Annotated in this window: 15 protein-coding genes and 1 pseudogene; 12 read left to right on the top strand and 4 right to left on the bottom strand. The window is 45.2% G+C overall.

The genetic code is table 11. The annotated features are described in order from the left end of the window. The first annotated feature begins 111 nt into the window (after positions 1-111). From VFC92_04000 to VFC92_03990, 3 genes are read left to right on the top strand one after another with little or no spacing between them, the layout of a single operon-like run. Positions 112-669, top strand: a complete 558-nt coding sequence (locus VFC92_04000) for a hypothetical protein (protein HZK07341.1) — start codon at positions 112-114, stop codon at positions 667-669. Then, positions 666-1,550 (top strand): 4-hydroxy-tetrahydrodipicolinate synthase, encoded by an 885-nt coding sequence (gene dapA / locus VFC92_03995; protein HZK07340.1) that lies wholly within the window; start codon positions 666-668, stop codon positions 1,548-1,550. The genes VFC92_04000 and dapA overlap by 4 nt, the downstream gene beginning before the upstream one ends. A 16-nt stretch (positions 1,551-1,566) precedes the next feature. Further along, positions 1,567-4,653, top strand: a complete 3,087-nt coding sequence (locus VFC92_03990) for a M14 family zinc carboxypeptidase (protein HZK07339.1) — start codon at positions 1,567-1,569, stop codon at positions 4,651-4,653. 202 nt (positions 4,654-4,855) lie between these two features. Here VFC92_03990 and VFC92_03985 read toward each other — a convergent pair whose 3' ends face one another. Beyond that, positions 4,856-5,782: a DMT family transporter gene (locus tag VFC92_03985; GenBank protein ID HZK07338.1), complete on the bottom strand. Its 927-nt coding sequence runs from the start codon at positions 5,780-5,782 to the stop codon at positions 4,856-4,858. A 217-nt stretch (positions 5,783-5,999) separates the two neighbouring features. On the opposite strand from VFC92_03985, the gene VFC92_03980 reads away from it, so the two are divergent. Further along, positions 6,000-6,257, top strand: coding sequence for a hypothetical protein (locus VFC92_03980; protein ID HZK07337.1), 258 nt, complete (start codon positions 6,000-6,002; stop codon positions 6,255-6,257). A gap of 105 nt (positions 6,258-6,362) precedes the next feature. Here VFC92_03980 and VFC92_03975 read toward each other — a convergent pair whose 3' ends face one another. Continuing rightward, positions 6,363-7,391: a DUF6340 family protein gene (locus VFC92_03975; protein ID HZK07336.1), complete on the bottom strand. Its 1,029-nt coding sequence runs from the start codon at positions 7,389-7,391 to the stop codon at positions 6,363-6,365. A 371-nt stretch (positions 7,392-7,762) separates the two neighbouring features. Between VFC92_03975 and VFC92_03970 the strand changes: the two are divergent. Beyond that, positions 7,763-8,197: pseudogene (locus tag VFC92_03970) on the top strand (flavin reductase family protein). Positions 8,198-8,350: 153 nt separating this feature from the next. After that, the gene (locus VFC92_03965; protein ID HZK07335.1) at positions 8,351-8,512 is read left to right on the top strand and encodes a rubredoxin; all 162 of its coding nucleotides are present in this window, start codon (positions 8,351-8,353) and stop codon (positions 8,510-8,512) included. Between the two features lie 232 nt (positions 8,513-8,744). Here VFC92_03965 and VFC92_03960 read toward each other — a convergent pair whose 3' ends face one another. Continuing rightward, positions 8,745-9,455 (bottom strand): YceI family protein, encoded by a 711-nt coding sequence (locus VFC92_03960; protein HZK07334.1) that lies wholly within the window; start codon positions 9,453-9,455, stop codon positions 8,745-8,747. A 147-nt stretch (positions 9,456-9,602) separates the two neighbouring features. On the opposite strand from VFC92_03960, the gene VFC92_03955 reads away from it, so the two are divergent. From VFC92_03955 to VFC92_03930, 6 genes are all read left to right on the top strand, one after another. Further along, entirely contained in the window at positions 9,603-9,806 is a 204-nt protein-coding gene (locus VFC92_03955; GenBank protein HZK07333.1) for a hypothetical protein, read from the top strand. A 52-nt stretch (positions 9,807-9,858) separates the two neighbouring features. Continuing rightward, a complete protein-coding gene (locus VFC92_03950) occupies positions 9,859-10,329 on the top strand; it encodes a GNAT family N-acetyltransferase (protein ID HZK07332.1) in 471 nt (156 codons plus the stop codon). A 24-nt stretch (positions 10,330-10,353) separates the two neighbouring features. After that, positions 10,354-11,505, top strand: coding sequence for an alanine racemase (alr, locus tag VFC92_03945; GenBank protein ID HZK07331.1), 1,152 nt, complete (start codon positions 10,354-10,356; stop codon positions 11,503-11,505). Positions 11,506-11,636: 131 nt separating this feature from the next. Continuing rightward, the gene (locus VFC92_03940) at positions 11,637-12,707 is read left to right on the top strand and encodes an alanine/ornithine racemase family PLP-dependent enzyme (GenBank protein ID HZK07330.1); all 1,071 of its coding nucleotides are present in this window, start codon (positions 11,637-11,639) and stop codon (positions 12,705-12,707) included. Between the two features lie 321 nt (positions 12,708-13,028). Next, a complete protein-coding gene (locus VFC92_03935) occupies positions 13,029-14,981 on the top strand; it encodes a sulfatase-like hydrolase/transferase (GenBank protein ID HZK07329.1) in 1,953 nt (650 codons plus the stop codon). Continuing rightward, on the top strand, positions 14,978-15,871 hold the full coding sequence (locus VFC92_03930; GenBank protein ID HZK07328.1) for a diacylglycerol kinase family protein: 894 nt from the start codon (positions 14,978-14,980) through the stop codon (positions 15,869-15,871). The genes VFC92_03935 and VFC92_03930 overlap by 4 nt, the downstream gene beginning before the upstream one ends. A gap of 98 nt (positions 15,872-15,969) precedes the next feature. Here VFC92_03930 and VFC92_03925 read toward each other — a convergent pair whose 3' ends face one another. Next, positions 15,970-16,446 (bottom strand): PaaI family thioesterase, encoded by a 477-nt coding sequence (locus VFC92_03925; GenBank protein HZK07327.1) that lies wholly within the window; start codon positions 16,444-16,446, stop codon positions 15,970-15,972. Between the last annotated feature and the right edge of the window lie 27 nt (positions 16,447-16,473).

Raw genomic sequence — 16,473 nt, 5'->3', positions numbered from 1 at the left:
GACTTTCGGCAAGGTACCATCAATAATTTAAGAACACCGGCAAAATATCATTGTTAAAAGTATCTTTGCCTTCCTTAGTTTTTTACTTTTGATGTCCTATTTCTAGTTTTAATGAAAGAAATATTTTTCACACTCAAACAACGATTTATGCTTGCGCGCATTGGCCGCGAACAACGCAGCCGCAAGCCGGAGCCCAAAAATATCTCTCTTTCTGCCAGTAAATTCATCGGGCTGATCTTTGTGCTCGACGACGAGGAAAAATACAAAAGTGTGTTGCGGCTCAAGAAACAGCTCGAAGCCGAGGGCAAGCGTGTGAAAGTGATCGCTTATGTCCCTACGCGCGAGGTTCCTGATTATTACATGGCGCAGTTGCAGATGGACATCTTTTCGAAAAAAGCTGTCAATCTTCTTGGAGTTCCCGCCAATGAATTTGCAAAAGATTTCGTAAAAGAGCAATTTGACCTGCTCATCGATCTTTCGCTCACCGAGCATCTTCCACTTTATTACGTAGCCGGTTTTGGCAATGCGACGTTGCGTGCCGGAAAATATCGTCCTCACCTGCTTTCAGTTTACGATTTTATGATCAAAGCCAACGACCAGATGAGCTTTGACGAATTTATATCAGCGATGATGGAATATCTCGCGCTGCTCAATACATCAAAACCATGAAGAAAAATTTTACGGGAACGGGTGTCGCCCTTGTGACGCCTTTTCATAAATACGGCACCGTCGATTTCGGGTCGTTACAACAAGTTGTAGAACATACCATCACCAGCGGTGTGGATTATCTGGTGGTTCTGGGAACTACCGGCGAGTCGGTGACGCTGTCGGCTGACGAGAAAAATGCGGTGGTGGATTTCGTTATCGAAACCTGCAACCAGCGGGTGCCGATTGTAAAAGGGATAGGGGGCAATAATACACAGGATATTGTCGAAACCATCAAATCCAGCAGCTTCGAGGGCATCGATGCCATTCTTTCGGTATGTCCTTATTACAACAAACCACAGCAAAAGGGGCTTTACAACCATTTCAAAACCATTGCAAGTGTTTCGCCGGTGCCGATGATTTTGTACAATGTACCAGGACGAACCGGCTCTAATATGCAGGCAGAAACAACGTTGCAACTTGCCAACGATTTCAAAAATATTGTAGCTATCAAAGAGGCTTCCGCTAACTTTGAACAGATAACACAAATTATTAAAAACAAACCAAAGGGATTTCAGGTGATTTCGGGCGATGATGCGTTGACGCTTCCGCTGATAGCTTTGGGTGCCGAAGGTGTAATTTCGGTGGTGGCCAATGCTTTCCCCGCACAATTTTCGTCGATGGTAAATCTTTGTCTCAAAGGCGATTTTGTGGCTGCCCGCAAGGTTCACTACCAATTGTCCGACATCATAAGGACATTATTTGAAGATGGCAGCCCCGGAGGAATCAAGGCAGCGCTGCAAATCCTCAACCTGGCGCAAAACAACCTGCGACTTCCGGTGGTGAAAGTCAACAAGTCTGTTTATCTGCAGTTATCGAGCTTAATCAACGAATTTGTTTCATAAAAACCAAAATCAAAAAATGCTTAAAAGATTACCGATATTAATTTTCTCACTTTTCGTAACGCTGGGTTCTTTGTGGGCGCAGCAGGTAAATGTGAATGAGCTTTTTGGCAAACGCGGCGAAATCTATTTCAAATTTGAGAAATCCGACGCCGATCTGCAGCGCCTTTCGAGCCAGATCTCCATCGATGCTGTGCGGGGCGATGATGTTTTCGCTTACGCAAATAAGGAAGAATTTGCTGACTTTCTCAAAAGTGAGCTTTCTTTTGAAGTGTTGCCCAAGCCCGGCGAGCTGATCAAAAATCCGCGCATGCTCCACGATGTCAATATCAAAGCCATCGATGATTGGGATTTCTATCCTACTTACGAAGCTTACATCTCGATGATGAACCAATATGCCATCGAATATCCCGATTTGTGTCAGGTGTTTAGCATTGGGCAAACAACGCAGGGGCGCCAGTTGATGGTTGCTAAAATTTCTGATAATGTGGGCACACGAGAGGCTGAGCCGCAATTTCTTTACACCGGCACCATGCACGGCGACGAAACCGCTGGCTATATCATTCTGCTGCGTATGATCGATTATCTTCTCGAGAACTACGCTACCAATCCGGAGATTGCCGCTTTAGTAAATAATTCGGAGATTTGGATCAACCCCGCTGCCAATCCTGACGGCACGTATGCCGGTGGCAACAACACAGTTTACGGATCTACACGTTACAACGCCAACAATGTGGATCTCAACCGCAACTACCCCGATCCGAAAGATGGACCTCATCCCGACGGTAAAGCCTGGCAACCCGAAACAATCGCATTTATGCAAATGGCAGAAGAAAACAATTTTGTGATGTCGGCCAATACGCACGGCGGCTCTGAGGTGATCAACTATCCGTGGGATACCTGGTCGCGCCTGCATGCCGACGATGACTGGCTCTACTTTGTGAGCCGCGAATATGCTGACACGGTGCACGTTTATGCCCCCACCGGTTATCTCACTGCTCTCAACAACGGTGTCACCAACGGTTATCAATGGTATTCGATCACTGGTTCACGCCAGGATTACATGACTTATTTTCAGCAGTGTCGCGAACTAACGATGGAGCTATCAAACACAAAGCTGCTGTCGCCAAGCCAGCTTCCGGCGCACTGGAATTATAATTACAGATCAATGCTCAACTACATGCGTCAGGCAACTTATGGTGTAAATGGTACTGTGACGGATATGGTAACTGGCGATCCGCTGGCTGCCATGATTAGCATTGAAAACCATGATGCGGATAGCTCGATGGTTTTTACAAGTCCGGTCACAGGGTTTTATCAACGCCCGATTGAGGCCGGCAGTTATAATTTCACCTTTTCAGCACCGGGGCATTTTCCGCAGACCATCAACAATGTGCAGGTTTCGCGCTATGCAACGGTTAACCTTAATGTACAGCTCGATGCCGGCACGCTGATTCCCGACTTTTCGGCTTCGGCTACCTCCGTGTCGATGGGTAGCACGGTTAATTTTACGGATTTGTCGTATGGGAATCCTGTGAGCTGGAGCTGGACTTTTGAAGGTGGTCAGCCGGCCACTTCAACTGTAAAAAACCCACAAAATGTGCTTTACAGCCAAATAGGAAACTTTGACGTTTCTCTCACTGTGACAGATGCCGGTGGTAATAGTGAAACCATCGTCAAAGAAAATTATATCTCTGTTAATGCCGAATTTCTCATGGGCAATCAAACCATTACTACCTGCACCGGTTTGTTTTACGATTCTGGTGGTTCCAGTGGCAATTACGGGAATAACGAAGACTATACGATGACTTTTAAGCCGGAAACAGCAGGCAGCAACATCATCGTCGATTTTCTGGAATTTAGTGTTGAGCCTAATTCTTCATGCAGCTACGACTGGCTGAAGATTTACAACGGGATTTCTTCATCGGCACCGTTAATCGGTACCTACTGCGGAACCACCTCGCCGGGAACTATCGAAGCCAGCAATGCCGAAGGTGCGCTCACATTCGTTTTTCACAGCGATTACAGCGTAAACAAGCCAGGATGGAAAGCAGTAATCAGTTGTAGCGAGTTGCCACTGCTGCCAATTGCAGATTTTACTGCTGACAACACGCACATCTGGCTGGGTCAATCAGTTCAGTTCACGGATATGTCTGCCAATAATCCCACCTCCTGGAGTTGGACTTTTGAAGGCGGCACGCCAGCCACTTCTATAGCTCAGGATCCTTTGGTAACCTACAACTCACCAGGGTATTATGACGTAACACTGGTAGTTGTAAACGCCTACGGTACTGATACCAAGACCATCGAAAACTACATTTTCGTAGAAGAATTGCTGTTGCCGGTAGCCGACTTTGTTGCCGACAGCACGCACACCTGGCCGGGTCACACCGTTCAGTTCACGGATTTGACCATTAACAATCCGACCTCCTGGAACTGGACTTTTGAAGGCGGCACGCCGGCCACTTCTTCGGTTCAGAATCCTTTGATAACCTACAACTCACCGGGATATTACGACGTGACGCTGGTGGTTGAAAATGCCTATGGTACTGATACCAAAACCATCGTAGATTATATTTTTGTAGAAGAATTACTATTGCCGATAGCCGATTTTACTGCTGACAGCACGCACATCTGGCCGGGTCATTCGGTTCAGTTCACAGATCTGACCATTAATAATCCAATTGCCTGGAACTGGACTTTTGAAGGCGGTAGTCCCGGAACTTCCACCGCACAGCATCCACTGATCACTTATCTGGTGTCAGGCTATTACGACGTAACGCTGGTGGTTGAAAACGTGAATGGTACCGACACCAGGACTATTCAGAATTTTATCTTTGTAGATAGCAGTATCGGTTTCGCTGAATACAAAAAGAGTGTAATAAAGGTTTATCCCAACCCGGCAAACGATCTGATAAATATCAGGGCTGATGTACCTATCGTAGCAACAGAACTTACAGACCTGTCGGGCAGAAGCATTTCTTTTCATACTTTATCTGCCGATAATACCCAGTTGCAGGTTGGATCGATACAAAACGGAATCTATCTTTTGAAAATTTATACTGCCGACACCTGCTACACACGCAGGGTCATGTTGATGCATTAAAAAAAACGAAGTCTTGCTAAGGACTTTGTTGTTTCATATCATAGCCCTGGTGTAAAAGCCGGGGCTTTTTTATGACTGTGTGTTAGTAGAGGGGCAGTCTCATTAATCGGGATTACAAAAGCTTAAAATATGCAGGCACCTATCCGAGCTACCTTTTAAATACTCATTAGCGCAAACGCCAAAATTATTAATGAGACAACTTTTAATCGACTTTGACCTGCTGTACCCGTTTTCGGTTGAGATTGATGATGGCGAAGATCATCACTGCGGCGCTGATCCATTGCACTGCCGAGAGTATTGAATCATTAAAAATATAGTCGAAGATGATGGCTGAGATCGGGAATAATAATTCGCAGATGATGGCGATGATGGCTTTGATACGCTTAAGTCCGAAATAATAAAGGAAGATTGCTCCTGAGCCTGTGGTGATGGCGATGATAAAAAAGATAAGCCAGTTGAGTGGCGTGGTATTATAGATATCACTGTAGGTTCCCATTATTATTACCACCAGAAGCATGATTACGGAGGTAAAACCATACCGGAAAAAAGTGACAGTGGTAAAGTTGTAACGGTTCAGGATGCGCTTGCTGAAAACTGTGGAGCTTCCAAAAGAAAACGACGCCAGCAGTGCAAAGCCAGCTGCATAGATCGTGTTGATTCCACTTTCGATATTTGGGGCATGAAAACCGAAGGTGAGGGTATACCCTGCGGCTATGGCCACTGATGCCCAGATGATGTAGTATTTTCCGAGCCTTTCTTTCAAAAATATTGCGGCAAGCGCAATTCCAAAGATGGGCTGTAATTTTTGCAAGAGCACCACGATGGTAAGGTTCTGGAAGTTAACCAGAAATAAAGCCTTAACAATCGACAGCGTACCGATGGCCCCGCCAAAGAGCGCAACGAGAAACATGAAGATGAAATCGTCCTGCGAAAAGAGCTTCAGCGTGCGGTACTGCTTGTAAAGAAATAAATTCATGATAAGAAAAGGTACCAGATGCAGCACCAATACCACATAGGAAACGTTGAGGTTGTAGAGACTTGGAGTAAGCACTACGCCATCAAATCCCCACAAGATGGCTGATATGCTCACGGCAGTAGCTCCTAAAATTATACTTTTCTTTTCCGTCATCGTCCTTTTAAAAGTGGGCAAAATTAAGAAAATAATTTCGCCGGGAGGCACCCCTGTCCCTTACAGATATTAAGTTCTGTTATCGCAGCAGAGAATCACAATTCGTTTTACTGTTTTGTTGACAACTTTGTTGAAAATTTTGTTTTTTATCTTTTGCTGCAATCAAGGGAAAAGTGTTACTTTTAGCAACAGATTAATTCACGAAAACTCATTAGATATGGACATTAAGGAATTAAAGCCTACCGAAATTTTTTCGGGAACTGCATGGCAAGCTGATCAGATCAGAAACATGCTCATGGATAATGAAATCGAGGCTTACCTGGGCGATGAGATATGGGGGATGGATGCACCCAACGAAGAGTCGCAAAGTATAGGGGGGGGCGTAAGTGTGTATGTGGGCAAAGACGACCTGGGCGACGCCCGCGTGGTTGTCGACCGATATTACCAGAAGGATGCCTCCGATGATTATTCGTAATGCCGCATAGGAAGCAGGCACGAAGTTGTTTCACCAGCCATGACATCGAAGTTCCCACTTCGTTATCATGGCTTAAACTTTTGCAGATTATTTTAGTGGAGGCTGCTATTCCTGCTCTTCCATTTGCATGATAATATCTTTCTGCTGGTCGAGGCGCTGCTGCAGTAAGTGCAGATAGGTGCCGTTGAGCGTGTCGGGAAAAAACTCATAAGAAATTTTTGCCCAGTCAAGAGCAGATTCCAGCAATCCTTCCATTTCGCTGGCCACACCCAGATTAAACGACGCTATAGCGCGCAAGCTGTTGTCGGGCAGTGGCATAACTTTGCGCCACCATATCGCTGCATCTGTCCAGTTGTTATCTTTTGCTTCTTTGTATCCACGCCGGATGTAACGGTGGCCGCGTTGAAAGATCATCCGCTGGCTCTGCGCAAAATGTGGAGAGAGATACATTCCGTAATTGATGGCATTTTGTATTGCACTTTCGGTGAGAAGCTGCTGACTGACGGCCATGTTCTCACTGTCGGACATGTTGTAGGGATTTTTTATGGTCATGTACAGCGTATCCCGAATGGTTTTGTTGTCGATGAGTTTAGAGTTAAAAGGATCTATCAAAAGCCATTTGCCCACCATCACCACCGAAAATTCCCCGACATCGTTGCCCAAATTACCATAGTAAATATCATAGCTTACGATTTTGTCGAGAGAAAGCAGCAAAACTACCGCTTCTGCTCCGTTCTGGTTGCATAGCCTGCGGAGCTGACTTATGTGGAATTCAGTAAAATCAGTGGCATAGGCTGGCAGATGCAGGGTAACAGAATCAGGGTTTTCGATTTGGAAGCTCCCGACCATTTCTACCATCTCTTCGAGTGTATTTTTGGCGGCAGCAGCCAGAGCGTCGCTGCGGTTGGTGGAGTCGTAATACACCTGATCGAAAATGTTGTACAATGTACCGCGTTCTGCATCAGAATCGGAGGGTGTGTTGTGCACCAGAAGTAAGGTTTGGTATTGATCGGGAAGGAAAAGCTCGCCGGGTTCCAGCACGGTGATTGTAAAATACTCGTAGTTGCGACAGCCGGCCAACAATACCACAATCATCAGTAGACCAATTCCTGTTTTCGATATTTTACTTATCATGTCGCGGCAAGTTAATCTTTTGATGTGGGTTTTAACGTGCAATCTCCCGGAATGTTTTGCCAGACGTCGCCTCGGCTGCATATTTCAGGTCATAAGTTTGCGCTGCTTACCTGGCCAACACAATAATCTGATAAACTGACAAATTTTTCACTATCGTTCGGGTTAGCTTTTGGGGGTGGGCTTCACCTGTCTTTATCAATTCAATTGTAAAAAGACAGCAACAGGCAAAGCCTGTAAAACATAGACTGAACGAGGCACAGCCTCGTCCAAACCCCATCCAATTCAAATTACGAGTTTCCGACAACCCGACAACTTTTCCATTTTCTTTACTACTTTTACCGTCTAAAAATTAACGTTCAAAACACACCCAGATGAATTACGAAGCTTTTTTTAAACTTACCTACGGGCTTTATTTACTTACTTCAAAAGACGATGCCCGATTAAATGGCCACATTTCAAATACGGTTTTTCAGATTACTGCTGAGCCGCCACGCATTGCCGTAGCCACGCATGCCGATAACCTCACCACAGAATTTATTCGCAAAAGCAGGGTTTTTGCTGTGTCGGCGCTGCAGCAGGAGGTTACGCTCGATTTTTTGGGCAACTGGGGTTTCAAGAGCGGCCGCGATATTGATAAATTTGAAAATATCGGCCATAAGATTGGAAAAACAGGAGCTCCCATAGTCACAGAGAAATGTATTGCGTATTACGAATGCGAGGTGGAGCAGGAGGTGCGCATCGGGACGCATGTGCTTTTTATCGGACGTGTGATTGATCTGGATGTGATTGCCGGCGAGGAGTTGCCGCTTACCTACGCTTACTATCGGGATGTGATAAGAGGTGTTTCACCCGAAAAATCGCCGACATATCTGCGCGAAGAGAAACTTAAGCCCGAAACACTTCGCGAAAAACCATCGAAGCAGGACGAGCGACGCGCCAAAAAGGAGCCGGCGAAAGCGATGAAAAAATATCGTTGCACTGTCTGTGGTCACATCTACGATCCCGCCGAGGGAGATCCTCCTGCCGGCATTGCTCCCGGTACAGCCTTCGAAGATATCCCCGACAACTGGACATGCCCGATATGCGGCGTGACCAAAGAGGATTTTATCCCCTACGATTAGAGAGATGTTTGGTGTTCGTTGTTCTTTGTTCCCTTCGGCTATGCTCAGGGTAAATGTTGTTCCTTTCGACAGGCTGGTTTCGACAAGTTCAACCGCCACAACCACCAGAGGGCTGGCTGATGTTTAAAATCCAATATTAATATCCGAAAGATCGGGTGTCGTTAATAAAAAACCTCCTGCATCAGTTGCAGGAGGTTTTTGTTTTGAGGTTTTTTTTAAATCTTGCTAAATATTATTCGCCAGCCATTGCATAATCTTCTGCACGGGCTGTGAGTTTGATTGCGATGCCCATCTCATCGTTAATGAAATTATCTTTCAGATTGTTGAACAGGGTTTTGGAACCGTACTGTACGTTCCAGCGCACACGGTCCAGAAAAAACTGATTGGTCTCAGCGGTAATCATATCATCTACCAGCGCAATGTGTGCATTGAAAGTGATGCTGCGGGTGGTATCTTTCATGGTGAGGTTGCCGGTGATGGTATGGCTGGGGACAATGTCGCCGATTTCTTTTTTGCCGTTCATCATGGTGTTATCGAATTCGTTGACGTCGGTAATAACAAAAGTAGCCACAGGATATTTTTCAGTATCAAAAAAATCGCTTGAATTGAGGTGGCCGGTAAGCTTTGCGTTATCTTTTGCATCGGTAAGATCAATCACAGTGATAGATTTGAGGTCGATTACGAAGCGACCGCCGGTGAGGTTGCCATTTTCTACCGTGAGTATTCCATCCGTAATATTTACAGTTCCATGGTGCGTTCCGGTGGGTTTGTAGCCCTGCCATTCTAATGTGCTTTGCGTAGCATCCACGGCATAAGCTTTATCATAGCCTGCTTCTTTTACTTCCTTTGCATCGCTACTTTCGGTTTTCTGTCCGCCTGATGTGCATGAAGCAAGAATTCCCGCTGCAAGCATTAATGTGAAAAACATGTTTTTCATTGTCATAATTTCATTTTTTATTGTTGATTAATTTGTGACCAATAAACTTAAACAAGACAGCTTTGTTCAACAGTAGGAGGTTTTAATTCAAGCGCTTAAAGCAATTCTGTTTTAAAGATAATCCTCCGGCTTTGTATTTTAAGTTATAAAAAAATGAAAAATTTGACCCTTTTCCGAATTTTTGCATTAGTTTGGCCATCTAAAAAACAAAAAAGTAGGTTCTATTTGATCACATCTCAGCTCATCAACCCGATATTTTTAATTCTTTTCGCCAACAGCGAAACAATTCATCCAAACTTTCTTAGTGCTTACATTCTTCCGATGGCTTTGGTTGATCAGGCTTTTAATCAAACATGATTAAGCTGGAAACTAAACATTTTATTAATAAAATTTTAAAAACAACAAAATCATGAAAACGACCGAAAAAGTATTCAATCAGGTAAATCATGTTACCACCAAAGAGAAGCAAGATTTGGTTGATTTTCTTTACGAACACCTCGACGAGTATGGCGACAAAAAAGTAGACATCGCACGATGCATCGATTATGCAATGAATCCAAACCCTCTGGCTGGCGGTTTTATCGTAGAGGTGCTCCACAACGATAAAATTGTGGGTGCTTTGGTGATGAACAAAACCGGCATGTCGGGCTACATCCCTGAAAACATTTTGGTGTACATTGCTGTAAATTCGGCCTATCGCGGCCAGGGCATCGGACGCAAAATTATGGAGCGAAGCATGCAACTGGCAAAAGGCGACGTGGCCTTGCACGTGGAGAAGGACAATCCGGCTAATTTTCTTTATAAAAAGATGGGGTTTGTAAATCCCTATCTCGAAATGCGTTTTTATAGAGATGGCAAGCCTTCGCGCGATGATGTTTAATAAAACCAAAAATCAAAACCAACCATGCATTATCCTTCCGTAATAGAACTTAGTAAATCGGCATTGGAAAATAATTTTTCCTTTCTGCGTAATTTTTATGGCGAAGATGTGCGCATTTCATCGGTGGTAAAGGCCAACGCTTACGGGCATGGCATCAGTCAGTTTGTGCCTGTTGCCGAAGGTTGCGGCATCGATCACTTTTCTGTTTTTAGTCTTGATGAAGCCGTTCAGGTGCGCAACGCTCTCGAGAACCACGCCGATGTGATGGTGATGGGGTGGATAGACCCGGCCGACATCGAGATGGCTGTTGCCGACGAATATGAGTTTTACGTATTCGAACCCGAGGTGCTCCCATTGGCGCTTGAAGCCAGCAAAAAAACCGGCAAAAAAGCTAAGATTCATCTGGAGATAGAAACCGGCATGAATCGCACCGGACTAGCGCCTTTGGAGCTAAAAAAGAGTGTAAAAATCCTGAATCAAAATCCTGATAATTTTATTATTCGCGGCTTGTGCACTCATTATGCCGGCGCCGAAAGTATCTCCAATTATTACCGCATTCAGAAGCAATACAAGAGTTATAATCGCACCTACAAGTGGCTGGCGCGCCAGGGTATTGTTCCCGACATCATGCACACTGCTTGTTCGGCAGCATCGGTGGCTTATCCTAAAACACGCATGGACATGGTGCGCGTGGGCATTTTGCAGTATGGTTTCTGGCCCAGCCCCGAAACGTTTATTTATTACACCCATGGCAACCACACCAATCAAAACCCGCTTAGCCATGTTATTAGTTGGAAGAGCACTGTGATGACTATCAAGAGTGTGAAGTCGGGCGAGTTTGTAAGTTACGGAACCACTTACCTGGCTAAGCAAGACATGACCATCGCCATTATTCCTACCGGATATTCCACCGGTTACAGCCGGTCGCTCAGCAATCAGGGACGGGTACTCATTCATGGTCAGCGCGTGGGTGTGGTGGGAATGGTGAATATGAACATGCTCATTATCGATATCACAGGAATTGAAGAAGTGAAAATTGGAGATGAAGTAGTTTTTATTGGCGATCAAGGCGAACAGGATATTACGGTAGCCTCGTTTGTCGAGTTTAGCGATCAGCTTAATTATGAAGTGCTGGCGCGCTTGCCGCAGAATATTCCACGCGTGATTGTGGATTAGCTTTAAGAACATAAAAGATAAAAAGACAAAAGATAAAAGGCGAAAGGCAAATTATTTGTTTTTGATATTTGCTTTTTGAGCTTTCCCAAAAATTTACAATATTATCAATCATTTGATTAGACAATAAAAAAATGGCTCACATAGAATTAAACAGGAAAAACCTGAGGGAGAATTATACTTTTCTCAACAAAATGTTCAAAAAACACAAGATCGAGTGGGGGGTAGTGACCAAGGTTTTGTGTGGCAACAAACTTTTCATCAAAGAGGTGCTCGATCTTGGTGTGCGCGAAGCTCACGACTCGCGCATCAGCAATCTTAAGGCGTTAAAATCCATCGACCCGGGCGTGCAAACAGTTTACATAAAGCCGCCCGCCAAACGAGCTATTCCTTCTTTGGTAAAGTATGCCGACGTTAGTTTTAACACCAGTTTCGCCACCATCAAAATGATTTCGGATGAAGCAGGCAGACAAAACAAACTGCACAAGATTATCATCATGGTAGAAATGGGCGACTTGCGCGAGGGAGTTTTGGGCGACAACCTGATGAATTTTTATTCGCGTGTGTTTGAACTTCCCAATATCGAGATTATTGGCATCGGAGCCAACCTCAACTGCCTGAACGGAGTAATGCCCACGCACGACAAACTGATACAACTTAGTCTTTACGAACAATTGATAGAAGCTAAGTTTGATAAAAAAATCGAATGGGTTTCCGGCGGCTCCTCGGTTACCATTCCGTTGTTATTTAAAAAACTCATCCCGAAGGGCGTCAACCACATGCGCATTGGCGAAACACTTTTTCGCGGAGTCGATCTGTTTGAGGAAACTACCATACCGGGCATGCACAAGGATGTCTTTAAATTGCATGCCGAAATCATAGAGCTTTACAAAAAGCCGAAGGTGCCCATTGGTGAGATGGGGCTTAATGTTGCCGGCGAAACACCGGAAATTAACGAATCCGATTACGGAAAATCTTCCTATCGTGCCATTCTCGACATCGGATTGCTCGACATCGATCTGAGTAATCTGATACCCGATGATGAAACGCACGAATTTTCAGGCGCCAGCTCCGACATGATTGTATTAGATCTTGATAAAAATGAAAAAGGCTACAAAGTAGGCGACATCGTGTCGTTTGGCCTTACCTACATGGGCATTCTGGCCATTATGAATTCCAACTACATTACCAAAGCGGTGGTGTGAAGATAGAAATGAGCGGTGAGAGATGGGGAAGAAAAATCCAAATAATAAATTCCAGTAGACAAATAAATTCCAAAACTAATTTTCAATGACCAAAACCGTTACGGATATTTGGAGTTTGTTTGTTAGAATTTATTTGTGATTGTTTACTTTGACTGCTGGCGGATGTTTTGGTGTCGTTGTTTACACCGACTACCGGCGGTTGGGATTTGATGGATAAGCGCTATTGTTGGTTAAACGACTTATCCTGTTTGGCATTGGCTCGAAAAAGATCGACACTGATAAAAGCCGTACTTTTGTTCGCTTTATTGTTATTAGTAAGCTATGCCCGCAAAAAGAAACTCGAAAAACTCTTCTAAAGCCCGATACGACAACTATTTCCGTCCTGCGCTGCAGCTCCTGGCCATAGCCTTGCTTTTGTTGTGGCTTAGCCGGCTGATGTTCTATCTTTTCAATCTGCAGTATTTCTCACATTTGGGCGCCGGCGAGGTGTTGTGCATCCTGGTGTTTGGATTACGATTCGACCTGGCCACACTTTTCATGCTCAACGCCCCTTTTATCTTTATGATGACGCTGCCGCTTCCGGTGCGTAAATACAGGTTTTGGCGCTTTAGCGCAATGGCTTTGTTTCTGCTTGCAAACATTATCGGGCTGATGGTCAATATTGCCGACATCGTTTATTTCAGATTTACCTTTAAGCGGATGACCGCCGACATCTTTGGCTATGCCGCAAATGACATCTCTCTGCTGACGCTGCTGCCACAATTTTTTAAAGATTTTTGGGGCTACTTTTTACTTTTTGCTCTTTTTGTGGTAATTCTGATAATAGCTGTGGCACGGTTTAAAATTCGTCCACTAAAGCGAAAGTTTAATCCCTTTCAATTTTATGTGCTCCAGGTTATTGGCTTTTTAGTAGCCATGGCGCTTACGATCATAGGCGTCCGCGGAGGTTTGCAGCTAAAGCCCATCAATATTATTACCGCCGGCAAGGTTTCCGAAGCACGCAACGCCACCTTTGTACTTAATACACCATTTACCATCATCAAAACTTTGAACCAGCAAAGCCTTTCGCGTGCTGATTATTTTGATGAAATAACACTTCAGGAGATTTACACTCCGATCATTCAACCTACTCAGATCAAAGCTTTGTCAGGAGGTGATTCGTCTGTAAATCTTGTGGTGATCATCATGGAAAGTCTCTCCTCCGAACATGTGGGCGCCTTCAACAGACATCGCGAAGGTTATGATGGCTTTACGCCATTTCTCGACTCGCTGATGCAGCATGCAGTAGCTTTCCGCGGATTTGCTAACGGGAAACAATCTATCGAAGCTATCCCGGCCATACTTGCTTCGCTGCCCTCGCTGCTCGACAAGCCCTATATCAATTCGGCCTACGCAGCCAATAAATTCAATAGCCTGGCCGATTTGCTTGGCGCCGAAGGTTACCAGACTGCTTTTTATCATGGCGGTACCAATGGCACAATGGATTTTGATGGCTTTGCGCAAATGGCTGGTTTCGATAAATATTACGGGCGCACCGAATACAACAACGAAACCGACTTCGACGGGCAATGGGGCATTTTTGATGAGCCTTTTTTTAGCTATTTCGCTGATGGCCTCAGTGAGATGAAGTCTCCTTTTTTTGCTACCATCTTTTCCTTGTCGGCGCATCATCCATACACCATTCCCGAAAAATATAGCAATAAGTTTCCTGAAGGAAATCTTAAAATACAACAAACTGTAGCTTACGCAGATTTCGCTTTACGCAGATTTTTCGAAAAAGCAGAGCTTATGCCCTGGTATGGCAATACTTTGTTTGTAATCACCGCCGACCACACCTCAGAAGCCTGGCTGCCGGAATACAAAACCAAAACAGGTATGTACGAAATCCCGATCGCTTTCTATGCGCCAGGGTTTAAATTGCCCGGGTCTGCTACAATTGTAGCCGATCAGATCGACATCATGCCATCGGCGCTTGGCCTGCTCGGATACAACAAACCGTTTGTCGCTTTTGGACAAAATATTTTCGACAATACCGATGGTATGGCTTTGAATTATCTCAACGGGGTGTACCAATTGATAACCGATTCGCTTGTGCTCGAATTTGACGGCAGTAACAGCCTCTCGCTTTACAATTATCAGCGCGATGCTTTGCTACAGAAAAGTTTGCTAAGCACCAATCTTCGTGAAGCACACCGAATGGAACAAACCCTGAAAGCCGTCATCCAGCAATACAACAACCGGATGATTGATAACCAACTGACGATAAAGCTATGAACGAAAACCCCACGAAAATAAAAACGCTTTTCATCGTCAATCCTTTTTCAGGGGTAGGGCGTCACCGCAATTTTGCTCAGATGGTGAGCAAATCTCTGGATGCTTCTGTTTTCGATTTCAAGGTGGTTTACACCGAAGCAGTAGGCCATGCCAGCCAGCTAAGTGAGGAGGCGCGCGATAACGGCTACCAACTTATTGTTGCCGTAGGTGGCGATGGCACTGCGAATGAGGTGGCCACTCCACTCGTGGGCAGTGATGTAACGCTGGGCCTGGTTCCCTCTGGGTCGGGCAATGGCCTGGCACGACATCTCAAAATACCACTTGAAACCGAAAAAGCAATCTCTGTCCTCAATCATCAGAAAACACGCCGCATCGACACAGTGAAGGTCAACGACCGGCTTTTTCTTAGTATCGCCGGGGTAGGATTCGATGCTTATGTGGCCTTCAAGTTTGCAAGTAAGCGCCAGCGGGGTTTTCTTCAATATGCCCGCATCATATTACTTGCCTATTTTAAGTATCGCCCGGGGAAATATGTGCTGCATCTCAACGGCCAAAAGATTACCCGGAGTGCATTGTTTATCAGTTTTGCAAACAGCGACCAGTTTGGTTACAACACCAGCATAGCCCCGCAGGCACGTATCGACGATGGATTAATGGACATCAGCATCATGCGCAAAGCTCCTGCCTGGAGAGTCCCGTTTATGTTGATTTTATTTTTTATGAAAAAAATCGACCGTACCAAATATGTAGAGATGCTAAAAACCAAAGAGGTAATGGTAGAGCAAAAGAAAAAGCGCATCAACCTTGATGGAGAAACCGTAAAGATGGGGCAGGAATTGCATTTTGAGGTGATACCTGCATCGCTCAATGTGGCAGTTCCCAGGGTTTAATGGCTTCGCTTCCGATTTCCTACAAAGGATTTCAAATTAAAAATTACCAATCGAAAGCCCACCTTCTCATCTCTCACTTCTCCCCACTTACCTCTCCCTTACAACCAGCGTTGGAGCCATTTTTCGTCAACGGCCACCGCCACCACCTCGGCTTTCGCGCAGCGATGGCCACCGGCAAAAAGATCGGTGAGCACTGTTACACGGTTCCCGTCGATATTGCCAATGGTTGCACGTAGCGTAAGTTCGCCGCCAAGAGGCGTGGGGCGCAGGTAGCTAACATTGAGCGAAGCCGTTACGCAGCGAATAGCAGGTTCCGACCCCATCGGACGATCCTGGTTGCGATACAGTGCGGCGCTGGCGGTGCCGGTGCTGTGACAATCGAAGAGTGATGCGATCAACCCGCCGTAGACGTATCCCGGCATGGAGGTGTGATAGGGTTTTGGTGTAAATTTGGCTACAGCCACGTCGCCTTCCCAATAGCTCTTGAGTTGATGCCCATGTTCGTTGAGTCCGCCACATCCATAGCATTGGTTGAATTGGTCAGGGTAATAATCCTGAAAAGCTTTGTCGTTCATAACTGATTATTTTAGGACAAAAATAGA

This window comes from Bacteroidales bacterium (assembly GCA_035647615.1).
Classification (GTDB): Bacteria; Bacteroidota; Bacteroidia; order Bacteroidales; family 4484-276; genus SABY01.
The sequence above is the reverse complement of the archived record's forward strand: the minus strand, read 5'-3'. Positions and strand labels throughout refer to the sequence as shown.